Annotated in this window: 18 protein-coding genes; 12 read left to right on the top strand and 6 right to left on the bottom strand. The window is 68.5% G+C overall.

All coding sequences use genetic code 11. The annotated features are described in order from the left end of the window. The first annotated feature begins 77 nt into the window (after positions 1-77). From C265_RS00815 to C265_RS00800, 4 genes are all read left to right on the top strand, one after another. Entirely contained in the window at positions 78-767 is a 690-nt protein-coding gene (locus C265_RS00815; RefSeq protein ID WP_010810150.1) for a heavy metal response regulator transcription factor, read from the top strand. After that, complete coding sequence (locus C265_RS00810) at positions 764-2,221, top strand: heavy metal sensor histidine kinase (RefSeq protein ID WP_037023320.1); 1,458 nt, start codon at positions 764-766, stop codon at positions 2,219-2,221. The genes C265_RS00815 and C265_RS00810 overlap by 4 nt, the downstream gene beginning before the upstream one ends. Positions 2,222-2,323: 102 nt before the next feature. Then, on the top strand, positions 2,324-2,734 hold the full coding sequence (locus C265_RS00805; protein ID WP_010810148.1) for a VOC family protein: 411 nt from the start codon (positions 2,324-2,326) through the stop codon (positions 2,732-2,734). A 104-nt stretch (positions 2,735-2,838) separates the two neighbouring features. Beyond that, on the top strand, positions 2,839-5,208 hold the full coding sequence (locus C265_RS00800) for a heavy metal translocating P-type ATPase (protein ID WP_037023319.1): 2,370 nt from the start codon (positions 2,839-2,841) through the stop codon (positions 5,206-5,208). Between the two features lie 29 nt (positions 5,209-5,237). Here the strand turns inward: C265_RS00800 and C265_RS00795 are convergent, their stop codons facing one another. The 3 genes from C265_RS00795 to C265_RS00785 are packed head-to-tail and all read right to left on the bottom strand — an operon-like array spanning position 5,238 to position 9,002. Further along, positions 5,238-6,134, bottom strand: a complete 897-nt coding sequence (locus C265_RS00795; protein ID WP_010810146.1) for a polysaccharide deacetylase family protein — start codon at positions 6,132-6,134, stop codon at positions 5,238-5,240. Positions 6,135-6,147: 13 nt separating this feature from the next. After that, a complete protein-coding gene (locus C265_RS00790) occupies positions 6,148-7,206 on the bottom strand; it encodes a bifunctional UDP-4-keto-pentose/UDP-xylose synthase (RefSeq protein WP_010810145.1) in 1,059 nt (352 codons plus the stop codon). Between the two features lie 44 nt (positions 7,207-7,250). Continuing rightward, positions 7,251-9,002 (bottom strand): glycosyltransferase family 39 protein, encoded by a 1,752-nt coding sequence (locus C265_RS00785; RefSeq protein ID WP_037023392.1) that lies wholly within the window; start codon positions 9,000-9,002, stop codon positions 7,251-7,253. 216 nt (positions 9,003-9,218) lie between these two features. Between C265_RS00785 and C265_RS00780 the strand changes: the two genes are divergently transcribed. Together C265_RS00780 and C265_RS00775 are read left to right on the top strand one after the other, a co-directional pair. Continuing rightward, positions 9,219-9,890, top strand: coding sequence for a response regulator (locus tag C265_RS00780; RefSeq protein WP_037023317.1), 672 nt, complete (start codon positions 9,219-9,221; stop codon positions 9,888-9,890). Further along, positions 9,887-11,242, top strand: a complete 1,356-nt coding sequence (locus tag C265_RS00775; protein WP_010810142.1) for an ATP-binding protein — start codon at positions 9,887-9,889, stop codon at positions 11,240-11,242. Before C265_RS00780 ends, C265_RS00775 begins: the two co-directional genes overlap by 4 nt. 57 nt (positions 11,243-11,299) lie before the next feature. Here the strand turns inward: C265_RS00775 and C265_RS00770 are convergent, their stop codons facing one another. After that, positions 11,300-13,654, bottom strand: a complete 2,355-nt coding sequence (locus C265_RS00770) for a Tex family protein (RefSeq protein ID WP_010810141.1) — start codon at positions 13,652-13,654, stop codon at positions 11,300-11,302. A 169-nt stretch (positions 13,655-13,823) separates the two neighbouring features. Here C265_RS00770 and C265_RS00765 point away from each other — a divergent pair, with 169 nt between their 5' ends. From C265_RS00765 to C265_RS00755, 3 genes are all read left to right on the top strand, one after another. Then, positions 13,824-14,615: a hypothetical protein gene (locus C265_RS00765; RefSeq protein ID WP_010810140.1), complete on the top strand. Its 792-nt coding sequence runs from the start codon at positions 13,824-13,826 to the stop codon at positions 14,613-14,615. Positions 14,616-14,649: 34 nt separating this feature from the next. Beyond that, complete coding sequence (locus C265_RS00760; protein ID WP_010810139.1) at positions 14,650-14,853, top strand: DUF465 domain-containing protein; 204 nt, start codon at positions 14,650-14,652, stop codon at positions 14,851-14,853. A 71-nt stretch (positions 14,854-14,924) separates the two neighbouring features. Beyond that, positions 14,925-17,060 (top strand): ATP-dependent DNA helicase, encoded by a 2,136-nt coding sequence (locus C265_RS00755; protein WP_010810138.1) that lies wholly within the window; start codon positions 14,925-14,927, stop codon positions 17,058-17,060. A gap of 80 nt (positions 17,061-17,140) precedes the next feature. Here the strand turns inward: C265_RS00755 and C265_RS00750 are convergent, their stop codons facing one another. Further along, positions 17,141-17,971 (bottom strand): outer membrane protein assembly factor BamD, encoded by an 831-nt coding sequence (locus C265_RS00750; protein WP_011615082.1) that lies wholly within the window; start codon positions 17,969-17,971, stop codon positions 17,141-17,143. Between the two features lie 17 nt (positions 17,972-17,988). Between C265_RS00750 and C265_RS00745 the strand changes: the two genes are divergently transcribed. Further along, positions 17,989-19,245 carry an RluA family pseudouridine synthase gene (locus C265_RS00745; RefSeq protein WP_037023314.1) on the top strand — a complete coding sequence of 419 codons (1,257 nt, stop codon included), beginning with the start codon at positions 17,989-17,991 and terminating at the stop codon, positions 19,243-19,245. Next, positions 19,229-20,026, top strand: a complete 798-nt coding sequence (pgeF, locus tag C265_RS00740) for a peptidoglycan editing factor PgeF (RefSeq protein ID WP_010810135.1) — start codon at positions 19,229-19,231, stop codon at positions 20,024-20,026. Before C265_RS00745 ends, pgeF begins: the two co-directional genes overlap by 17 nt. 13 nt (positions 20,027-20,039) lie before the next feature. On the opposite strand, the gene C265_RS00735 is transcribed toward pgeF, so the two are convergent. Then, positions 20,040-20,243 carry a hypothetical protein gene (locus C265_RS00735; protein ID WP_010810134.1) on the bottom strand — a complete coding sequence of 68 codons (204 nt, stop codon included), beginning with the start codon at positions 20,241-20,243 and terminating at the stop codon, positions 20,040-20,042. 447 nt (positions 20,244-20,690) lie between these two features. Here C265_RS00735 and C265_RS00730 point away from each other — a divergent pair, with 447 nt between their 5' ends. Continuing rightward, positions 20,691-22,460 (top strand): class I poly(R)-hydroxyalkanoic acid synthase, encoded by a 1,770-nt coding sequence (locus C265_RS00730; protein WP_010810133.1) that lies wholly within the window; start codon positions 20,691-20,693, stop codon positions 22,458-22,460. Positions 22,461-22,470: the final 10 nt, after the last annotated feature.

Genomic DNA, 22,470 nt, shown 5'->3' with positions numbered 1-22,470 from the left:
TCTTTGCCCATTGGCGCTCATCCTCGGCTAGCGTTACGCCATGGCGGCGCTGGTGCCGCCCGGAAAGTGATCGAATCATGCGTATCCTGATTGTCGAGGACGAACCCAAGGCGGGCGACTACCTGCACAAGGGCCTGACCGAATCCGGCTTCGTGGTGGACCTGGCGCGCGACGGCGCGGACGGCCTGGCCCATGCGCGCGAGCATCCCTATGACCTGATCGTGCTGGACGTGATGCTGCCCGGCCTGGATGGCTGGCAGGTGCTGCGCGAGCTGCGCCGCGAGCGCGATACCCCGGTGCTGTTCCTGACCGCGCGCGACGAGCTGTCCGACCGCCTCAAGGGGCTGGAGCTCGGCGCCGACGACTATATGGTCAAGCCCTTTGCCTTTGCCGAGCTGGTGCTGCGCATCCGCACCATCCTGCGGCGCGGCCCGCTGCGCGAGAGCGAGTTCATCGAAGTGGCCGACCTGCAGATCGACGCCATCCGCCGCCGCGTGGTGCGCGCCGGCCAGAAGATCGACCTGACCTCCAAGGAGTTCGCACTGCTGTACCTGCTCGCGCGCCGGCGCGGCGAGGTGCTGTCGCGCTCGCTGATCGCCTCGCAGGTGTGGGACGTCAACTTCGACAGCAATACCAATGTGGTCGATGTCTCGATCCGGCGCCTGCGCGCCAAGGTCGACGATCCCTTCCCGCATAAGCTGATCCACACGCGGCGCGGCATGGGCTACGTGCTGGACGACAGCGAGGACCGGGACCAGGACGCATGATGCGGCTGCCGTCTTCGCTTACCACGCGGCTGGCGCTGGCGTACGGGCTGGCCACGGCGGTGATTCTCGCCAGCGTGGCGGCCTACCTGTCCGGGGCGCTGTCGGCGCAGCTGGAGGGGCGCGATGAAAGCGAGCTGGTCGGCGAGGTGCTGCTGGTGCGCCACCTGCTGCGCGAGGTGCGCAGCGAGGCCGAGATACGCGCCGATACCCACCGTTTTGCCGATATTGCGATGGGCCACGAGGGGCTGATCCTGGTGGTGCGCTCACGCCAGGGCGAGCCGCTGGTCACGCTCAATCCGCGCAATGAATCGGTGCCGCCGCTGCGCGTGCTGCCCGCCACCACGCAGCCAGAGAAGAGCATGTTGCAGACCTGGTACCCCAAGAATGGCGTGCCCTCGCGCGGCATTGCGGCGTTGGGCCAGCTGGGGGATTCGGACAAGGCCGTGGAGATCGTGGTGCTGCGCGATGCCGGCTACCGCGTGGCGCTGATCCGCGACTACCGCCACCAGGTGCTGTGGGCCACGCTGTGCGGCGCTGCCGTGGCGGCGGGCCTGGGCTTCGTGCTGGCGCGGCGCGGGCTGCGGCCGCTGCGGCGCATGGCCGCCGATGCCGCCGCGGTCACCACCAGTCGCCTTGCCACGCGGCTTGACGTGGGCAGCGCGCCGGCCGAGCTGCGCGAGCTGGCGGCGGCCCTCAACGACATGCTGGCGCGGCTGCAGGACAGTTTCTCGCGGCTGTCCGAGTTCTCGGCGGACCTGGCGCATGATTTCCGCACGCCGATCAGCAACCTGATCGGCCAGACCCAGGTCACGCTGGCGCAGAGCCGCGGCGTGGCCGAGTATGAGGCGCTGCTCGAATCCAACCTGGAAGAGTACGAGCGCCTGGCGCGCATGATCGAGAACATGCTGTTCCTGGCGCGCGCCGACCATGCGCAGGTGGCGCTGGGCATCCGCACGCTGGACGCGCGCGAAGAACTGGACAAGATGGCCGAGTACTTCGAGGCCGTGGCCGCCGACCGCGAGGTCGCGCTGACGGTGACCGGTACGGCAATGGTGCAGGCCGACCAGACGCTGCTGCGCCGCGCGGTCACCAACCTGCTCGACAATGCGCTGCGCCATGCGCCGGCGGGCAGCACGGTGCGGCTCGACGTGGAGCGCGCCCCGGCCCCGGTCAGCGGCACGGCCTGCATCCGCGTGACCAATGCCGGGCCGGCGATCCCGCCCGAGACCTTGCCGCATATCTTCGGGCGCTTCTACCGGGCCGATCCGTCGCGCCGCAACTCGGCGGCGTCGACCGGGCTGGGGCTGGCCATCGTCGACACCATCATGCGGCTGCATGGCGGCAGCGTGACGGTGCGCAGCGTTGAAGGCGAAACGATTTTCTCGCTGCAATTTCCCGCCGAGGCATTGGCCACTGCCGCTCCGCCCGCGCCGGCCCCCGCCGCGGTCTCCTGAATCCGGCTGGGCGCTTGCACCGGACCGGCACGCGCGCATAATGGCGCGCGGGCGAACAGCCAATGCCATGCAGCCCGATCGACCATTCACAAGGAGAGCGATATGCAGGTGCAACCCTATCTGGATTTTGGCGGCCGTTTCGATGAGGCCGTGGCCTTCTACGGCAAGGTGCTGGGCGCGCAGGTCACGTTCGCGATGCGCTACAAGGATGCCCCGCCTAGCCCCGGCATGGAGGTTCCCGATGACTGGAAGGACAAGGTGATGCACGCCAATATCCAGTTCGGCGAGAACCAGGTGATGGCGTCCGACGGCCGGCGCGGGGAGCGCCCGGCGTTCAGCGGCTTCAGCCTGTCGGTGGGGGCGGTCAGCAAGGACGAGGGCCAGCGCATCTTCGACGGCCTGAGCGAAGACGGCCAGGTGGTGGTGCCGTACCAGAAGACCTTCTGGGCCGAAGGCTTCGGCATGCTGGTGGACCGCTTCGGCATGTCCTGGATGGTCAACTGCGAGCACTGACGTGCCGCTGCGGCATGGTGCGCAGTCGCTGCCATGCCGCTTGACTCTGTAGTCGCTACAGGGTCTTCAATGTCATCAGGTTAAACCAGCGGGAACAACAAGATATGGCTCGCACGTCACCTGAGGACGCACTCCCTCAAGATCACGCTGCCCACGCGCATGATGGCGCCGCCCACCGGCATGGCGGGCATGATCACGACCATCACCACGACCACGATCATGACCATCATGGCCATGCCGAGGCCCGGCAGGCACCGGCGGCTTCCGCCTGCTGCGGCGGCGGCTGCTCGTCCACGGTTGCGCTGACGCCCGCCGCACCGGTCGACATCCCCGCCGGCGCGCAGACCGCTGCGTGGCGCATCGACGCGATGGACTGCCCGACCGAGGAAACGCTGATCCGCAACAAGCTGGGCGGCATGGCCGGCGTGGCGGCGCTGGAGTTCAACCTGATCCAGCGGGTGCTGACGGTGCATCACACCTTGCCGTCGGCGGAGCCGGTGGCCAGGGCGATCGAGAGCCTGGGCATGCAGCCGGTGCCGCTGAGCACCGAGGCCGCGCAGCAAGTCTTGCCGCAAACCACGGCAAGCAAGCCCTGGTGGCCGCTGGCGCTGGCCGGCGTGGCCGCCTTGGGTGCCGAAGCGACGGAGTGGCTGGGCCTGGGCTTGCCGTGGCTGCCCGCCGTGCTGGCGCTGGCGGCGGTGGCGCTGGGCGGGCTGACCACCTACCGCAAGGGCTGGATCGCGCTGCGCAATGGCAACCTGAACATCAATGCGCTGATGAGCATTGCCGTCACCGGCGCACTGCTGTTGCGCCAGTGGCCGGAAGCGGCCATGGTGATGGTGCTGTTCGCACTGGCCGAGCGCATCGAGGCAGCCTCGCTGGACCGGGCGCGCAATGCGATCCGCGGCTTGATGGCGATGGCGCCGGAACAGGCCACGGTGCAGCGCGCCGATGGCAGCTGGGAGACCGTGCCTGCCGCCGGCGTCGCCGTGGGCGCGCTGGTGCGGCTGCGGCCGGGCGAGCGCGTCGCGCTCGACGGCAAGGTCGTGCGCGGCCAGTCGGCGCTGGACCAGGCGCCCATCACCGGCGAAAGCGTGCCGGTCGACAAGGCCGAGGGCGATGCGCTGTTCGCCGGCTCGATCAACCAGTCCGGCGAGCTGGAGTACACCGTGACGGCGCCCGCCAGCGATTCCACGCTGGCCCGCATCATCCACGCGGTCGAGGCTGCGCAGGGCAGCCGTGCGCCCACGCAGCGCTTTGTCGACCAGTTCGCGCGCATCTACACGCCCACGGTGTTCGCGCTTGCGCTGGCGGTTGCGGTGGTGCCGCCGCTGGTCATGGGCGGCGCCTGGGTCGACTGGATCTACAAGGCGCTGGTGCTGCTGGTGATCGCCTGCCCCTGCGCGCTGGTAATCTCCACGCCGGTGACCATCGTCAGCGGGCTGGCCGCGGCCGCGCGCCGCGGCATCCTGGTCAAGGGCGGGGTGTACCTGGAGCAGGGCCGGCACCTGGCCTGGGTGGCGCTGGACAAGACCGGCACGATCACGCACGGCAAGCCCGCGCAGACCAACCATGCGCTGCTGGCCGAGGACGCGCCGCAGGCGCGCGCCATTGCCGCCAGCCTGGCGGCGCGCTCGGACCACCCGGTTTCGCGCGCGGTGGCCACGGCGGCCGCGGCCGACGGGATCGGCACGCTGCCGGTGGACGACTTCGAGGCGCTGGCGGGGCGCGGCACGCGCGGCAAGGTGCAGGGCGTGGCGTACTGCCTGGGCAACCATCGCCTGGTGCATGAGATGGGCGCCTGCTCGCCGGCGCTGGAGGCGCGGCTCGAAGCGCTTGAGCGCGAGGGCAAGACCGTGGTGCTGCTGGCGCGCGTCGACGGCCACGGCGCCGCCACGGCGCTGGCGCTGTTCGCGGTGGCGGATACCGTGCGCGACACCAGCCGGCAGGCGATTGCCGAACTGCATGAACTGGGCGTCAGGACGCTGATGCTGTCGGGCGACAATCCACACACGGCGCAAGCCATTGCGGCGCAGGTCGGCATCGATGAGGCGCGCGGCAACCAGTTGCCGCAGGACAAGGCCGACGGCATCGCGGCGCTTGCCGGCGCCGCCCACGCGCGCGGCGGCCGCATCGGCATGGTGGGCGACGGCATCAACGACGCGCCGGCGCTGGCGCGTGCCGATATCGGCTTCGCCATGGGCGCAGCCGGCACCGACACCGCAATCGAGACCGCCGACGTGGCGCTGATGGACGATGACCTGCGCAAGATCCCGGCCTTTGTGCGCCTGTCGCGCCGCACCTCAGGCATCCTCACGCAGAACATCGCGCTGGCGCTCGGCATCAAGGCCGTGTTCCTGGTGCTGACGGTGCTGGGGATGGGGACGATGTGGATGGCGGTGTTCGCCGATATGGGCGCGAGCCTGCTGGTGGTGTTCAACGGGCTGCGCGTGGGGGCGGAGCGGCGCGGCTAGCGCTTGCCGGCAAACGAGAAGTCACGCGGTCAGCCCTGCGGCTGCACGATCAACTCCCCGCTGCGCCCCGGGATCTCTCCCCACGTTACCGGCAACTCCGGCAATCCCTGCCGATTCAGCCCGCGATACCACGTCGCCATCGACACCAGCTCGTGCCCCTGCGCACGCCATCCGGCCAGCAGCCGCTCGAACACCGGCGCCAGCTTGCCGCCTTCCAGCTCGGTATGCAGCGTGAAGACATGGTCGCGCGTGCCTTCGGTCAGCTTCAGCAGCGCGGTGTGGACGTTGTCTTCGGTCAGGTCGTCGGTGCCGATCAGTTCATCCAGCGTGGGCAGCGTGGTCGGCATCTGCACGTGCCGGCAGGGCACGCCGTCGATCGTCGGAACATATGGCGCGGTGCCGCGTCCATCCGACGCGTACGCCAAGCCCCAGTCATCGATCTGGCGGAACGCATCCTCGTTCATCTGCCAGCCGGCTGCGCCGTGCGTGGCCGGCGCTTCGCCGAAGATCTCGGTGTAGCGCGCGAACGCCTGCTGCATCTGCCGGCGCGTCCAGGCAGCATCGCGCTCGCGCACGTTGTCCTGCCAGTAGACGTGGTCCCAGGTGTGGATGCCACACTCATGGCCGGCAGCGCGCGCCGCGCGCATCTCGGCGGCGCCCTTGCGGCCGATGTCCGGCCCCGGCAGCAGCACGCCATACATCAGCGTGCGCAGGCCATAGTTGGACACCACCGAGGTGCGCGACACCTTCTTCAGGAAGCCGGGCCGGAATACGCGCCGCAGCGCCCAGCCGGTATGGTCGGGGCCGAGGCTGAACAGGAAGGTTGCCTGCGCTTGCGCAGCCGCCAGCATCGACAGCAGCTTCGGCACGCCTTCGCGCGTGCCGCGCAGCGTGTCGACGTCGACCTTCAGGGCAATGCGTGCCATTTGCGTTGCGCGCTCAGTTGGCCGAATCGACCAGCGTGCGGGCCTCGACCACCTTGCCGCGGTACGCCTCGAAGATGCGGCGCAGCGCCGCTTCCATGCTGATCCCGGGCTTCCAGCCCAGCTCTTCGATGGTGTTGTCGATCCTGGGCACGCGATGCTGCACGTCCTGGTAGCCCTTGCCGTAGAAGTCGCCCGAGGAGGTCTCGATGATCTGCGTCTTGCGCGCTTCCTCCGCGTATTCCGGATAGTCCGCCGCCATCTTCAGCATCATTTCGGCCAGTTCGCGCACCGAGTGGATATTGCCCGGGTTGCCGATGTTGTAGATCTTGCCGCTGGCCACGCCGTTTGGATTCTCGATGATGCGCATCAGCGCGTCGATGCCGTCGGCGATATCGGCAAAGGCGCGCTGCTGGGCGCCGCCGTCGACCAGCTTGATCGGCTCGCCGCGCACGATATGGCCGAGGAACTGCGTCACCACGCGCGACGAGCCTTCCTTCGATTCGAAGATCGAATCCAGCCCCGCGCCGATCCAGTTGAATGGACGGAACAGGGTGTAGTTCAGGCCTTGCTCCATGCCGTAGGCGTGGATCACGCGGTCCATCAGCTGCTTGGAGCAGGCATAGATCCAGCGCGGCTTGTTGATCGGGCCGTAGACCAGCGGCGAGGCCTCGGGGTCGAACTCTTCATCGCTGCACATGCCGTAGACCTCGGAGGTCGACGGGAACACCAGGTGCTTGCCGTACTTGACCGCGGCGCGCACGATCGGCAGGTTGGCCTCGAAGTCCAGCTCGAACACGCGCAGCGGCTGGCGCACGTAGGTGGCCGGGGTGGCGATGGCCACCAGCGGCAGCACCACGTCGCACTTGCGGATGTTGTACTCGATCCACTCCTTGTTGATGGTGATGTCACCCTCGAAGAAGTGCATGCGCGGGTGGTCGACGAGGTCGCCGAGACGGTCCGACGACATGTCCATGCCGTAGACCTCCCACGGCGTGGTTTCCAGGATGCGGCGCGTCAGGTGATGGCCGATAAAGCCGTTGACGCCGAGGATCAGTACTTTCTTGCCTTGCATTGGATTTGACGAATGGCAGGGGAAATCGGGAGGCGCCGGCGCGGCTAGCGCGCGCCGGCGAGGGGGAAGTTGGCGACGGCCACGCGCCGCCAGTCGCGCGCGACGACATGCATCGGCACGCGCGCGCTCAGTTCAGAGAAGGCCTGCGGCGAGAGCAGCGCGATGGCACGCGGGCCATGCTGCCAGGCATCGACGAAGGCATCGAGGGTCGGCAGCCACTTCTGCGGCTCCTGTCCGGCGCCGAACGCGAGCTCGTCGGCCTGCGCCACCATGGTGAGCGGATGGCGCAGGTAGAAGGGCAGGGTATGGTCGAGCATGCCGACGCCGTAGAGCGGCATGCCGGGGCGCAGCACGCGTTCGATCGGCGCCACCATGTCGATGCCCGAGGCGGAGCGGCCGATCGCTTCATGGCCCAGCAATGCGGTGGAGAACGCCAGCAGCATGCCGAATGCATAGGCCGTGATGCTGGCCAGGCGGCCATGCCGCCGCAGCAGCCACAGCCCGATGGCGGCGCTGATAATCACCAGCGCGAATGCCAGCGCCACCCATGCGGCATACGCGCGGTACAGCGCGTTGGGGGTGTTGTTGGAATCCAGCGTGGCCACGACCGGGCTTGCCAGCAGGCCGATCGCGCCCACCGCCAGCATGGCGCACAGCTGCCTGCGCCAGGGTTGGTCACCGGTCCGCGCCAGCGCTGCGCCCGCCAGGATCGCCAGTGCGGGAAACAGCGGCAGGATGTAGCCGGGCAGCTTCGAGCCCGACAGGCTGAAGAACACGAAGATCGACACCGCCCACAGCCCTGCCATCAGCGCAGGCTGGAACGGCCTGGACCCACCCGCGGCAACCACGCCGGTACGCTGCCCGACCGCGCGGACCATGCCGGGAACCAGCCCGAGCCACGGCAGGAAGCCGCCCACCAGCAGCGGCACGAAGTACCACAGCCCGCCCTTGCGCGCATGCACGGTCGAGGTGTATCGCTGCCAGTGCTCGTGGATAAAGAAAAAGCGCAGGAATTCCGGATTGCGCCGCGCCACCAGCCAGTACCAAGGCATCGCCACCAGCAGCATCAGGGCGATGCCGGCCGGTGCATGCAGGCGGCGCCACCGTGCGAGGTCGCGCGTCACGCAGGTGTACACCACCAGCACCAGTCCCGGCAGCGCCAGCCCGACCAGCCCCTTGGTCAGCACCGCCACGCCCATGGCCGCCCAGCACGCCAGCATCCAGCCGCGGCGTGCCGGCGCCGTGGCGTGCGGATGCTGGGCCAGCAGCATGCACGCGAGCACGCAGGCCATGCTGCCGGACAGCGTCATGTCCAGCGTATTGAAGTGCGCGGCGAGGTTCCACATGGGCGCGCTTGCCAGCACTAGTCCGGCCAGCAAGCCCGCACGCGCGCCGAACCAGCGCGCGGCGGCCAGCATCGATATTCCCAGCCCGGCGATGCCGGCCAGCGCCACGCACAGCCGCGCCTGCCAGTCGCCGATGCCGAACAGCGCGTACGACACCGCCGTGGCCCACATATGGAACGGCGGCTTCTCGAAGTACTTCAGCCCGTTGTAGCGGATCGTGACCCAGTCGCCCGTGCTCAGCATCTCGCGGGCGATCTCGGCATAGCGGCCCTCGTCGGGCCCGAGCAGGTGGCGCACGCCCAGCGTGCCGAACCAAAGCAGCGCGAACGCCAGCACCACCAGCCCGAGCGTCACCGCGGGCACGCCCGCCAGCCGCGTGGCATGCCACGGCGCGGCGGGCCGGGCGCTGATGAGCCCAGGCTCGGCGGCGAGGCGGTCGGAACGGTGCATGATGCGCAAACGGCTCGGCGTGAAAGGGAAGGGTGGGTGGTGGCGCGCGTGGCGGCGTGCAGGCGCTCGGCGGCAAGGCCATGTCCACGCTGACGGCCCGCGCCGCGTTGAACAGCGGGGCGCCAGCAAAGTGAGCGCAGGATAGTTCGCGAACCTTAATGGCACATTAAGGCGGGGCGCACACAATACCGTGATACGTCCGGGTCACCCGAGAAAATGAGAATCCTTATTGTTGAAGACGACCCGATGCTGGGTGACGGGCTGCGGCGCGGCCTGCAGCTGCTCGACTATGCGGTCGACTGGTTCAGCACCGGCACCGAAGCCGACCATGCGCTCGGCGTGGTCCACTACGATGCCGTGGTGCTGGACCTGGGCCTGCCAGGGGAAGACGGCATGTCGCTGCTCGCGCGCTGGCGTGCGCGCGGCAGCCGCATCCCGGTGATCGTGCTGACCGCGCGCGATGCGATCGACAGCCGCATCGGCGGCCTTGACGCCGGTGCCGACGACTACCTGGTCAAGCCGATCGCGCTCGATGAGCTGGCGGCCCGGCTGCGTGCCGTGACCCGCCGCGCCGCGGGCCTGTCGTCTCCAGTGTGGAAGCACGGCGCGCTGGAATTCCATCCGGCCGCGCGCCAGGCGTACTGGCAGGGCAAGCCCCTGGAGCTGACCAGCCGCGAAGCCATGCTGCTGGAGCTGCTGCTGGCGCACCCCAACCGGCTGCTGACGCGCGACTTCCTGCGCGACAAGCTCTATGACTGGCAGGGCGGCGTTGAAAGCAACGCGCTGGAAGTCCATATCCACCACCTGCGCCGCAAGATCCATCCGAAGATCGTGCGCACCTTCCGCGGCGCCGGCTACACGCTGGGCGCGGCCGAGGATTGCACATGACGTTGCAGCGCCGGCTCATCCTTGCGGTGCTGATCGCCGCGCCGGTGGTGTGGCTGCTGACCATCGGCATGACCTACGTGCGCGCCCGGCACGAGATCAATGAACTCTATGACACCGACATGGTGCGCATGGCGCTGCAGATGCATTCGGTGGTGCCGCTGGTGGATGTCGCCGCGGCGCCGTCGCGCACCCGGCTGCCAGAGCTGGTCGAGGGCGACCAGGGCGATGCGGGCCTGGGCGATCTCGCCATCGCCGCCTGGCTGCCGGACGGCAAGCCCTTGCATATCGATCCCGAGGGCGACCTGCTGCCGCGTGCGCCAGGAGTGAAGGGCTTTACCGACGTCACCATCGACAAGCAGTCCTGGCGGCTTTACTACCTCGATGATCCCGACACGGGCTGGCGCGTCTGCGTGGGCCAGCAACTGGCCGAGCGCAATGAGCTGATCCTGTCCTATATCGCCGCGCAGGTGCTGCCGTGGGCCGCAGGCCTGCCGGTGCTGATCGGCCTGTTGATCTGGTTCATGCGGCGCGCGATGGCGCCGGTGCGCGCGTTGTCGACCGATATTGAAGGCCGCGCCCCCCAAGACCGCCGGCCGCTCAGCCTGCAGGCAGTGCCGGGCGAACTGGTGCCGCTGGTGCACGCCATGAACCGCCTGCTGGCGCGCGTGTCGGATTCGATCGAGCATGAACGGCGCCTCACCGCCGATGCTGCCCATGAGATGCGCACGCCGTTGGCCGCGCTGAAGGCGCAGTGGGAAATCGCCGAGCGTTCGGCCGATGACGCCGAGCGCGCGCAGGCACGCGCCAACGTGGCCACCGGCATCGACCGCATCAGCCGGCTGGTGTCGCAGCTGCTGACGCTGAGCCGGCTGGAAGATGCTGCCGGCCTGCCGTCACGCCAGCCGGTCAACTGGATCCCGGTGGCGCAGCAGGCGCTGTCGGACTGCCTGGCTCTGGCGCAGCGGAAGCAGGTCGACGTCGAGCTGGAGTGGCCCCCGGAAGGGCAGGCGCCATTGCCGGTGGCGGGTGACGCCAACCTGCTGTCGCTGCTGCTGCGCAACCTGCTCGACAACGCCATCCGCTACAGCCCGCCGGGCGCGCTGGTGACCATCGATTTCCGGCCCGACAGCGTCACGGTGCTCGACCAGGGCCCGGGCGTCGCGCCTGACGTGCTGGCGCGGCTGGGCGATCGCTTCTTCCGTGGCGGATCGGGGCAGCGCGAGCAGGGCCACGGCCTCGGCATTTCGATCGCGCAGCGCGTGGCGCGGCTGCATGGGCTGGAGATTGCGTTCGCCAACCGCACCGATGGCGCCGGCAAGGGCCTGGCCGTTCGGATCGCGCACGGCGGCTGAAAACGACGACGCCCCGCACGGTCGCCCGTGCGGGGCGTCATGCCATCGGCTTGCGGGCTAGCGCTTGAGCTTGGCGAAGGCCGCGGCCATGGCGCCGGCCGGTTCCGCCTCGCGGCGGCCGCCGTTGAAGCCCTTGCCGCCGCCGTTGCGTTGGCCGCCGCGGTCACCACGGTCGCCGCCGGCACGCGCCGCGGCCTGGCCTGGCTCGTCGTCCAGGCGCATCGACAGGCCGATGCGGTTGCGCTTGACGTCGACCTCCATCACCTTGACCTTGACGATCTGGCCGGCCTTGACCACCTCATGCGCGTCCTTGACGAACTTGCTGGACAGTGCCGAGATGTGGACCAGGCCGTCCTGGTGCACGCCGATATCGACAAAGGCGCCGAAGGCCGCCACGTTGGTGACCACGCCTTCCAGCACCATGCCGGGCTGCAGGTCCTTCACGTCTTCCACGCCTTCCTGGAAGGTTGCGGTCTTGAACTCGGGGCGCGGATCGCGGCCCGGCTTTTCCAGCTCGGACAGGATGTCGCGCACGGTCGGCAGGCCGAAGGAGTCGTCGGTGAACTGCGTCGGCGACAGGCCGCGCAGCGCGTCGCGGTTGCCCATCACGTCGCGCAGGCCCTTCTTGACGTGTTCCAGGATGCGCTGCACCACCGGATACGCTTCCGGGTGCACCGAGGAGCGGTCCAGCGGATTGTCGCCGTCGTTGATGCGCAGGAAGCCGGCGGCCTGCTCGAAGGTCTTGTCGCCCAGGCGCGGCACCTTTTTCAGCGCATCGCGGTTGGGGAAGGCGCCATTGGCGTCGCGGAACTCGACGATATTGCGCGCCAGCACCGTGTTCAGGCCCGACACGCGCGCCAGCAGCGGCGCCGAGGCGGTGTTGACGTCCACGCCCACGGCGTTGACGCAGTCTTCGACCACGGCGTCCAGCGCCCGCGCCAGCTCGCGCTGGTTGACGTCATGCTGGTACTGGCCCACGCCGATCGACTTGGGATCGATCTTGACCAGTTCGGCCAGCGGATCCTGCAGCCGGCGGGCGATCGACACCGCGCCGCGCAGCGACACGTCCAGGTCCGGGAATTCCTTGGCGGCCAGTTCCGACGCCGAATACACCGAAGCGCCGGCCTCGCTGACCACGATCTTGGTCAGCTTCAGCTCGGGCATCTGCTTCATCAGGTCCTGCACCAGCTTGTCGGTTTCGCGGCTGGCGGTGCCGTTGCCGATCGACACCAGCGCCACATTGTGCTGCGTTGCCAGGCGCGCCAGCGTGGCGAGCGAGCCGTTCCAGTCGCGGCGCGGCTCGTGCGGGTAGATGGTGGCGGTGTCCAGCAGCTTGCCGGTGCTGTCCACCACGGCGATCTTGCAGCCGGTGCGGATGCCCGGGTCGACGCCCATCACCGACTTGGGCCCGGCCGGCGCGGCCAGCAGCAGCTCATGCAGGTTGCGGCCGAACACCTTGATGGCTTCGTTCTCCGCGGTTTCGCGCAGCTGTGTCAGCAGTTCGGTTTCCAGGTGGGGCTGCACCTTGACGCGCCAGCACCAGCGGCATACGTCGCCCAGCCACTTGTCGGCCGGGCGGCCCAACTGCTGGATGCCGACATGGCGCGCGATCATGCCTTCGCACGGGTGCGGCACCATCGCGTCCTGTTCCTCGCCCAGGCCCAGCTTGACCATCAGCACGCCCGCGTTGCGGCCGCGGAACAGCGCCAGCGCGCGGTGCGACGGCACCGTGCGGATGGTCTCGCTGTAGGCGTAGTAGTCGCGGAACTTCTCTTCCTCGGCGGTTTCCTTGCCTTCCATCACGGTGGAGGACACCACGCCGTTGGTCCACAGGTGCTCGCGCAGCTTGCCCAGCAGTTCCGCAGTCTCGCCGAACTGCTCGGACAGGATGTCGCGCGCGCCGTCCAGCGCGGCCTTGACGTCAGGCACGCCGCCGTCGGCGGTCGGGTTGCCGTTGACGTACCTGGCGGCCTCGGCCTGCGGATCCAGCGTGGGATCGGCCAGCAGTGCCAGCGCCAGCGGCTCCAGCCCGCATTCGCGCGCGATCTGGGCGCGGGTGCGGCGCTTGGGCTTGTAGGGAAGGTAGAGGTCTTCGAGCGCCTGCTTGGTTTCGGCGGCCTCGATGGCGGCCTGCAGCTCGGGCGTCAGCTTGCCTTGCTCCTGGATCGACGCGAGGATGGCAGCGCGGCGGTCTTCCATGTCGCGCAGGTACAGCAGGCGCTCTTCCAGGTTGCGCAGCTGCGTGTCATCGAGGTTGCCGGTCACTTCCTTGCGGTAGCGGGCGATGAAGGGCACGGTGGCGCCTTCGTCGAGCAGCGCCACGGCCGCGGCCACCTGGCGGGGCTGCACGGACAGTTCAGCCGCGATGAGCGAGACGATCTTTTGCGAGACGGATGCGGGCAGGTTGGACATCGGAGAGCGCGGCGAGAAACGCAGTCAGTCGAAAGCGGGGCATTTTGCCACAAGCGCGCAAGGGATTCGCCAGGGCGCGCAGCGGGTGCGGGGCGGGCGGCGTCCCGCGCACGTCCGCAACGGCCCGGCAGGGCAGGCCGGTGCCCGGCCCGGATGCTAGAATCCGGTCATGACCGTCAAGTCCCGCCCGGCCGCCGCCAAGGCCACCATCCTGGCCATGCCAACCTTCGCCAACGTGCCTGAAACTTCCCTGTTCCGCTTCGGCCGCCTGGCTGCACTGGCCGTGGCTGCATGCGCCGTGCTGATGCCGCTGCGCGAGGCGCGCGCCCAGACTTCCGCGCCCGCGGCGCCACCCGCCGCCAACGGCCAGCGCGACTTTGCCGCCGAACGCAAGGCCGTCGAGGATTCGCGCGCCTGGACCAACTACCGCTTTGCCGCCGCCGAGCGCGAGTGCTACGGCAAGTTCTTTGTCAACCACTGCATCAACAGCGCCAAGGAAGTCCAGCGCGAGGAGCTGCAGGTGCTGCGCAAGCGCGAACTGGAGGTAGGCGAGGCCGAACGCGCCTACCGCGCCGCCGAGCGCGACCGCGAACAGGCGCTGCGCCGCGCCGAGTTCGAGGCCAGCCAGCCGAAGCGCTCGGCCAGCGAGCAGTCCAGCCGCGATGCCTTCCAGAAGAAGCAGCAGGAACAGCAGCTGCGCGAGGCGCAGCGCCAGGGCGAGGCGCCGCAGCGTGCCGCCAATGCGCAGGCGTACGAAAAGAAGCAGTCTGACTTCGATGCCCGCATGCAGGAGGCCCAGCAGAAGGGCGCCGAGCAGGCCCGCCAGCGGCAGGAGAATGTCAAGGCATACGAGGCCAAGCAGCGCGACCTCGAACGGCGCCAGAAGGAGCTGGAAGAGCGCCGCGCCAAGGCGAAGGAGCAACAGGGGCAGGCATCGGCGCCGCGCCCGTTCGGCTTTTGAGGTCCGGCACCGTGACTGCGCAGCGGAGGCATAGATGGACAGCAACCTGAATACCCTGGAGCGGCGCATCATGGAGTTGCAGATCGAGCACCGCGACCTGGATTTCCTGATCGACCGCCTTGCCAACGATGCCGTCCATGACGAACTGCAGCTGCGCCGGCTGAAGAAGCGCCGCCTCAAGCTGAAGGACGCCATCACGCTGCTGCAGCTGCAGCTCGAACCCGACGTGCCGGCCTGAGCGCATTCGCGCCAGGCTTGCCGATCGCCGCCGGCGCTGTCCGGCGGCCCATACAACATTCTCCCCCTGCCTTGTCCGATCTTCCAGATTCTCCTGAGCCGTCCGAAGCCGTCAGCCTGACCGACGCCGGGTCGCCCGCGCCTGCCGCGCCCGCCGACGACGGCGCCAGCCGCGGCGCGGAACTGGCCACCATCTTTGCCGATACCGGCACGCTGGCCCAGGCGATTCCCGGCTACCGGCCGCGCGCCTCGCAGCACAAGATGGCCGAGGCCGTCGCCGACGCGATCGTGCAGAACGATTCCGTCATCGTCGAAGCGGGCACCGGCACCGGCAAGACCTACGCCTACCTGGTGCCGGCGATGCTGTGGGGCGGCAAGGTGATCCTGTCGACCGGCACCAAGAACCTGCAGGACCAGCTCTTCCTGCGCGACATCCCCACGGTGCGCCATGCGCTGAACGTGCCGGTCTCGGTGGCGCTGCTCAAGGGCCGCGCCAACTACGTCTGCCACTACCACCTGGAACGCGCGCAGGCCAACGGCCGCCTGGCGTCGCGCCAGGATGCGGCGTGGCTGCGCGACATCGGCCGCTTCATCAAGGAAACCTCCACCGGCGACAAGGCCGAGCTGGCGTCCGTTCCCGAGAACGCGCCGGTATGGCAGATGGTGACCTCCACGCGCGACAACTGCCTGGGATCGGAATGCCCGCATTACAAGGAATGCTTTGTGATGCGCGCGCGCAAGGAAGCGCAGCAGGCCGACGTGGTGGTGGTCAACCATCACCTGTTCTTTGCCGACGTGGTGCTGCGCGACACCGGCATGGCGGAACTGCTGCCGGCCGCCAACACCGTGATCTTCGACGAAGCCCACCAGCTGCCCGAGACCGCCACGCTGTTCTTCGGTGAGACGCTGTCCACCAGCCAGCTGCTGGAAATCGCCCGCGATACCGTGGCCGAAGGCCTGTCGCACGCGCGCGATGCGGTGGACTGGGTTGCGCTGGCCGCGCCGCTGGAGCGCGCCGCGCGCGACCTGCGCCTGGCCTTCAGCAAGGACAATGCGCGGCTGGCGCTGGGCCAGATCGAGGCCGACCGCCGTATCGCCGAGCCTTTCAACGAAACGCTCGATGCGCTGGACGAAGCCCTGTCAGACTTCGTCGAGATGCTCGAAAGCCAGGCCGAGCGTGCCGAATCGTTGCAGCAATGCCACCGCCGCGCGCTGGAGCTGGCCAACAAGCTGGCCGCGTGGCGCGCCGATGCCGCGCCCGCGCCGGCACCGCAGCCGACCGAGGGCGACGGCGAAGCCGCGCCGGCGCTGCCCGCCGGCCCTGAAACCGTGCGCTGGGTCGAGGTGTTCTCGCATACTGTGCAGCTGCACCGCACGCCGCTGTCGATCGCGCCGATCTTCACGCGCCAGCGCGACGGCCAGCCGCGCGCCTGGGTTTTCACCTCGGCGACGCTGTCGGTGAAGGGGAATTTCACCCACTACGCGGCGCAGCTGGGGCTCGACAAGGACCGCTCGCTGACGCTGCCCAGCCCGTTCGATTACGCGAAGCAGGGGCTGCTCTACGTGCCGCGCGATATGCCGCAGCCGCAGTCGCCGCAGTTCACCGACGCGGTGGTGCAGGCGGCATTGCCGCTGATCGAGGCCGCCGGCGGACGCACCTTCCTGCTGTGCACCACGCTGCGCGCCGTGCAGCGTGCCTCGGACCTGCTCTATGACGCGTTTGCCGAGCGCGGCCTGAACCTGCCGCTGCTGGTGCAGGGCCAGGCCAGCCGCACCGAATTGCTGGACCGCTTCCGCGAGCTGGGCAACGCGGTGCTGGTCGGAAGCCAGAGCTTCTGGGAGGGCGTGGATGTGCGCGGCGAGGCGCTGTCGCTGGTGATCATCGACAAGCTGCCGTTCGCGCCGCCCGACGACCCGGTGCTGGCCGCGCGCATGGAAGTGCTGCAGAAGAAGGGCCTGAGCCCGTTTGCCGTGCACCAGCTGCCGCATGCGGTGATCACGCTCAAGCAGGGGGCGGGGCGGCTGATCCGCTCGGAATCGGACCGCGGCGTGCTGGCGATCTTCGATACGCGGCTGGTCGAGAAGCCCTATGGCCGTCAGATCTGGCAAAGCCTGCCGCCGTTCACGCGCACGCGTGAGGCGGCGACGGTGGTGCGGTTCCTGGAGTCGCTGCGCGGTCCTGGCAAGGAGGCCGCGGCAGCGGACTGATCGCACAGGTGCCGGAAAAAGAAAAACGGGACGTATCGGAGGATACGTCCCGCTTTTTTATGGCCTCTGGCCAGCCGGCGTCAGAACACTTCCCACCAGGACTTGTCTTTGCGGCGCGCGCCGTACTTGATGAAATCGCTGTCCGGGAAATTGCGCTCCATCACGCGTGCGGTGTCGTCGCGCAGGTCCTTCATTCCCATCGCGTCATATGAACGGACCATGATGTACAGCGCTTCTTCGTTGGCCGGAGCGCCGTCATAGTCCTTCAGCGCCTGCTGGGCGCGGTTGACGGCGGCGAGGTATGCGCCGCGCCGGTAGTAGTAGCGCGCGGCGTGCACTTCGTGCTGGGCCAGCGAGTTGACGATGTACTGCATGCGCAGCGTGGCGTCGGGGGTGTACTTGCTTTCCGGGTAGCGCGTGATCAGCGTATTGAACGCGTCATAGGCGGCGCGCGCGGCCTTGGGGTCGCGCTCGCTCAGGTCCTGGCCCGAGAAGCGGCCCAGCCAGCCCAGGTTGTCGTTGAAGTTGATCAGGCCCTTGAGGTAGTAGGCGTAATCGATATTGGGATGGTTCGGGTGCAGCTGGATGAAGCGGTCCACCGCGGCCAGGGCTGCTGCTGTTTCACCATCCTTGTAGTTGGCGTAGGCGGTATCGATCTGGGCCTGCTGTGCATAGCGCCCAAACGGATAGCGGCCTTCGAGCTTTTCATACAGCTTGACGGCACGCGTGTAGTCGCCGCCATCCAGCGCATCCTTGGCTTCCGAATATAATTTGTTGGCCGACCAGCCTGCGGTCTCGTCGGGTTGGTCCGCCAGCAGGCCGCATGCAGACAGCATGACGCAGCCGCCTGCGAGCAGAACCGCTCCAATTGTCGTGCGCCAGCGCGCGCGTTTCATGCTCTGCAATTGCATGGGCAATCGTATCCCGGATGAAGAAAAATAGCGTCAAGCATTATAGCCCAAGCCCCCAGCCCAACCCCGAAGCAGGAGCTGGCGTGGGAGGACTTCCACCAGAACGGGTGCGCGCAGCCGCGTCCGTGGCCGATTTCGAGGCCCATCCAGAGGAATTTGAAGACCTTGCCGAGGTGCCGCCCGGCGGCGCGGCGGCTGCCGAGCCGGCCGTGACCCTGTCGCTGGAGGTGGACAGCGCCTCGCATGGCGAGCGGCTCGATAAATTGCTCGCGCGTCACTTCAGCGAGTTTTCACGCAGCCGCCTGCAGCAGTGGATCGAAAGCGGCGCGGTGCGTGTCGACGGCCACGTGCGCCGTCCGCGCGACGCCGTGCGGATGGGCAACCGCATCGAGATCCAGCCGCAGGCCGCACCGGAATCGTCCGCTTTCTCGCCCGAGGACGTGCCGCTGGACGTGGTCTATGAAGACGACACCCTGCTGGTGATCAACAAGCCCGCCGGGCTGGTGGTGCATCCGGCTGCCGGTAACTGGAGCGGCACCGTGCTCAACGGGTTGCTGCACCGCGACCCCGGCGCAGCGTTGCTGCCGCGCGCGGGCATCGTGCACCGGCTCGACAAGGAAACCTCCGGCCTGATGGTGGTGGCGCGCTCGCTGACCGCGCAGACCGACCTGGTGCGCCAGCTGCAGGCGCGCACGGTCAAGCGCACCTATATCGCGCTGGTGTGGGGCCGCACCTATGACGAGGGCACCATCGACGCGCCCATCGGCCGCGACCCGCGCGAGCGCACGCGCATGGCGGTCGTGCATACCGCCAGCGGCAAGCCGTCGCGCACGCATTTCCGCACGCTGGCCACGGTGCCGCTGGGGCGGGGCTTCGTGTCGATGGTGATGTGCAAGCTAGAGACCGGCCGCACGCACCAGATCCGCGTGCATTTCGAGTCGATCGGCCACCCGCTGGTGGGCGACCCGGCCTACTTCCGCGCCACGCAGCGCGGGCAGCGCCCGGCGGTCCGCGCACCGCTGCCGGTGCCGTATGAGCGCCAGGCGCTGCATGCGTACCAGCTCGGCCTGGTGCATCCGGCCACCGGCAAGCGCATGTCGTGGACCGCGCAGCCGCCGCAAGACCTGCAGGCGCTGATCGATGCGCTGGATTTTGAAAGCGCGCAGGCCGACGAGGAAGAAGAAGGCTGGGACGAAGTCTGGGAAGGCGGCGAGGCCCACTGGGAATACGCTGGTGATGACGAGGACGACGATGACGATGAGCGCAGCGCCTGATCGCGCCTGGCTGGTCCCTGACTGGCCCGCGCCGGCGCGTGTGCGCGCGTTGTCAACCACGCGCCAGGGCGGTGTCAGCAAGGGCCCGTACGGGCTTGCCGGCGGCGCCCCCGGCGGCCTGAACCTGGGCACCCACGTTGGCGACGACGCCGCCGACGTGGCGCGCAACCGCGCGCGGCTGGCCGCCTGCCTGCCGTCGATGCCGCAATGGCTGGAGCAGGTGCATGGCTGCGCGGTCGCCACGGTCGACCATGTGGCGGCCCCGGGCGCGCCCGTGCCCCAGGCCGACGCGAGCCTGGCGGTGGTACCCGGCCACGTCTGCGCCGTGATGACGGCGGATTGCCTGCCGGTGCTGCTATGCGATGCGCAGGGGACGGTGGTGGGCGCCGCGCATGCGGGCTGGCGCGGCCTGTGCAGCGGCGTGATCGAAGCCACGCTGTCACGGATGCAGGCCGCTGCCGGTGCCGCGCGCTGGCTGGCATGGCTGGGCCCGGCCATCGGCCCCGATGCGTTCGAGGTGGGTGCCGAAGTGCGCGATGCCTTCCTGGCCCAGGCACGCGCCGATGAACAGGTCGCGGTTGCCGCAGCCTTCCGCCCTGGTGCCCCGGGCAAGTACCTTGCCGACATCTATGCGCTGGCGCGCACGCGCCTGGCGCGCGCCGGCTGTACCGAGGTCTACGGCGGCGACGCCTGCACCGTGGCCGACGCCGGTCGCTTCTACTCCTATCGGCGCGATGGCGTGACCGGCCGCATGGCCAGCCTGGTCTGGCTGGCGGACTGAGCCCGCCGCTGCCTCACTCGTCCTTGCCCCTGGCCGCCTGCGCGCGCTCGGCTTCAGCCTTGCGTCGGCGGCGGCCGGGCGTGCCCATGATGTAGAGCACCAGCGCCACCGGCGCCATGCCATACATCAGGAAGGTGGCAACGCCTGCCACCACGTTGTGCTCGGTGATCGCCATCATCAGCGCCACGTAGAGCCAGCCAATGGCCACGATGTACATCAAAAATTCATCCTTCTCGCCTATGCTCTGGGGCCTCGGCAGATGCGAGCGCTGCATACCGTCCGGTAGGTCGGGAAGCGTGCAGTGCCGAGGCGGATTCCCGCATTGACAGCGCGTGCGTTGCAAGGCAACAATGGACTCAAATGTCTCGGAATCGCTGACGATTCCCAGGTTTCTCCGGCAAGCATAGCGCATGGCGTCTCCATGCGAGAATGTCGCGCTTGCCGGATAAAAGGGGAGCCGCTATCGGAATGGACGCAAGCCACGGCCGCAGCAGGTGCGGTCGAGGGCTTCCAGCCAGTTCCAGGGCAGATGTGCCGGCAGACCCTCCCGCTTTGGGGGAGGCGCAAGCCGGGTCCATTCGGATAGCATCTCCCCATGCAAAGTGCCGGCCAGGGCAATGCCCGGAGCCGGTTCGAATAGTGACGGCAGAGAGACAATCAAATCATGGCGACCGGCAAAGGCGCGGCAGCTTCCACGCAGGAAGGCAAGTCCCAACCATTCAAGTTCACGCCGGGGCCATTCGATCCAGCCACATGGCTGGAATGGTCCCGCCAGTGGCAGGGCACTGAAGGCAACGGCCACGCGGCCGCGTCCGGCATTCCGGGCCTGGATGCGCTGGCAGGCGTCAAGATCGCGCCGGCGCAGCTGGGTGATATCCAGCAGCGCTACATGAAGGACTTCTCAGCGCTGTGGCAGGCCATGGCCGAGGGCAAGGCCGAGGCCACCGGTCCGCTGCACGACCGGCGCTTCGCCGGCGACGCATGGCGCACCAACCTCCCATATCGCTTCGCTGCCGCGTTCTACCTGCTCAATGCGCGCGCCTTGACCGAGCTGGCCGATGCCGTCGAGGCCGATGCCAAGACCCGCCAGCGCATCCGCTTCGCGATCTCGCAATGGGTCGATGCGATGTCGCCCGCCAACTTCCTTGCCACCAATCCCGAGGCGCAGCGCCTGCTGATCGAGTCGGGCGGCGAATCGCTGCGTGCCGGCGTGCGCAACATGATGGAAGACCTGACACGCGGCAAGATCTCGCAGACCGACGAGAGCGCGTTTGAGGTCGGCCGCAATGTCGCGGTGACCGAAGGCGCCGTGGTCTTCGAGAACGAGTACTTCCAGCTGTTGCAGTACAAGCCGCTGACCGACAAGGTGCACGCGCGCCCGCTGCTGATGGTGCCGCCGTGCATCAACAAGTACTACATCCTGGACCTGCAGCCGGAGAGCTCGCTGGTGCGCCATGTGGTGGAGCAGGGACATACGGTGTTTCTGGTGTCGTGGCGCAATCCGGACGCCAGCATGGCCGGCAGCACCTGGGACGACTACATCGAGCACGCGGCCATCCGCGCCATCGAAGTCGCGCGCGACATCAGCGGCCAGGACAAGATCAACGTGCTCGGCTTCTGCGTGGGCGGCACCATTGTCTCGACCGCGCTGGCGGTGCTGGCCGCGCGCAGCCAGCACCCGGCCGCCAGCGTCACGCTGCTGACCACGCTGCTGGACTTTGCCGACACCGGCATCCTCGACGTCTTTGTCGACGAGGGCCATGTGCAGTTGCGCGAGGCCACGCTGGGCGGCGGCGCCGGCGCGCCGTGCGCGCTGCTGCGCGGCCTTGAGCTGGCCAATACCTTCTCGTTCCTGCGCCCGAACGACCTGGTGTGGAACTACGTGGTCGACAACTACCTGAAGGGCAACACGCCGGTGCCGTTCGACCTGCTGTTCTGGAACGGCGACGCCACCAACCTGCCGGGGCCGTGGTACTGCTGGTACCTGCGCCACACCTACCTGCAGAACGAGCTCAAGGTACCGGGCAAGCTGACCGTGTGCGGCGTGCCGGTGGACCTGGCCAGCATCGACGTGCCGACCTACATCTACGGCTCGCGCGAAGACCATATCGTGCCGTGGACCGCGGCCTATGCCTCGACCGCGCTGCTGGCGAACAAGCTGCGCTTCGTGCTGGGTGCGTCGGGCCATATCGCCGGTGTGATCAACCCGCCGGCCAAGAACAAGCGCAGCCACTGGACTAACGATGCGCTGCCGGAGTCGCCGCAGCAATGGCTGGCCGGCGCCATCGAGCATCACGGCAGCTGGTGGCCGGACTGGACCGCATGGCTGGCCGGGCAGGCCGGCGCGAAACGCGCCGCGCCCGCCAACTATGGCAATGCGCGCTATCGCGCAATCGAACCCGCGCCTGGGCGATACGTCAAAGCCAAGGCATGACGCTTGCATG

Source organism: Cupriavidus sp. GA3-3 (genome assembly GCF_000389805.1).
In the GTDB taxonomy this organism is placed as follows: domain Bacteria; phylum Pseudomonadota; class Gammaproteobacteria; order Burkholderiales; family Burkholderiaceae; genus Cupriavidus; species Cupriavidus necator_D.
Note: the sequence above shows the minus strand (reverse complement) of the source record. Positions and strands in the feature narration are given on the sequence as shown.

Excerpts from the sequence above, each read along its gene's own strand:
- C265_RS00815 (WP_010810150.1), top strand. The coding sequence starts at position 78 with ATGCGTATCCTGATTGTCGAGGACGAACCCAAGGCGGGCGACTACCTG.
- C265_RS00810 (WP_037023320.1), top strand. The coding sequence starts at position 764 with ATGATGCGGCTGCCGTCTTCGCTTACCACGCGGCTGGCGCTGGCGTAC.
- C265_RS00805 (WP_010810148.1), top strand. The coding sequence starts at position 2,324 with ATGCAGGTGCAACCCTATCTGGATTTTGGCGGCCGTTTCGATGAGGCC.
- C265_RS00800 (WP_037023319.1), top strand. The coding sequence starts at position 2,839 with ATGGCTCGCACGTCACCTGAGGACGCACTCCCTCAAGATCACGCTGCC.
- C265_RS00795 (WP_010810146.1), bottom strand. The coding sequence starts at position 6,134 with ATGGCACGCATTGCCCTGAAGGTCGACGTCGACACGCTGCGCGGCACG.
- C265_RS00790 (WP_010810145.1), bottom strand. The coding sequence starts at position 7,206 with ATGCAAGGCAAGAAAGTACTGATCCTCGGCGTCAACGGCTTTATCGGC.
- C265_RS00785 (WP_037023392.1), bottom strand. The coding sequence starts at position 9,002 with ATGCACCGTTCCGACCGCCTCGCCGCCGAGCCTGGGCTCATCAGCGCC.
- C265_RS00780 (WP_037023317.1), top strand. The coding sequence starts at position 9,219 with ATGAGAATCCTTATTGTTGAAGACGACCCGATGCTGGGTGACGGGCTG.
- C265_RS00775 (WP_010810142.1), top strand. The coding sequence starts at position 9,887 with ATGACGTTGCAGCGCCGGCTCATCCTTGCGGTGCTGATCGCCGCGCCG.
- C265_RS00770 (WP_010810141.1), bottom strand. The coding sequence starts at position 13,654 with ATGTCCAACCTGCCCGCATCCGTCTCGCAAAAGATCGTCTCGCTCATC.
- C265_RS00765 (WP_010810140.1), top strand. The coding sequence starts at position 13,824 with ATGACCGTCAAGTCCCGCCCGGCCGCCGCCAAGGCCACCATCCTGGCC.
- C265_RS00760 (WP_010810139.1), top strand. The coding sequence starts at position 14,650 with ATGGACAGCAACCTGAATACCCTGGAGCGGCGCATCATGGAGTTGCAG.
- C265_RS00750 (WP_011615082.1), bottom strand. The coding sequence starts at position 17,971 with ATGCAATTGCAGAGCATGAAACGCGCGCGCTGGCGCACGACAATTGGA.
- C265_RS00745 (WP_037023314.1), top strand. The coding sequence starts at position 17,989 with ATGAAGAAAAATAGCGTCAAGCATTATAGCCCAAGCCCCCAGCCCAAC.
- pgeF (WP_010810135.1), top strand. The coding sequence starts at position 19,229 with ATGAGCGCAGCGCCTGATCGCGCCTGGCTGGTCCCTGACTGGCCCGCG.
- C265_RS00735 (WP_010810134.1), bottom strand. The coding sequence starts at position 20,243 with ATGTACATCGTGGCCATTGGCTGGCTCTACGTGGCGCTGATGATGGCG.
- C265_RS00730 (WP_010810133.1), top strand. The coding sequence starts at position 20,691 with ATGGCGACCGGCAAAGGCGCGGCAGCTTCCACGCAGGAAGGCAAGTCC.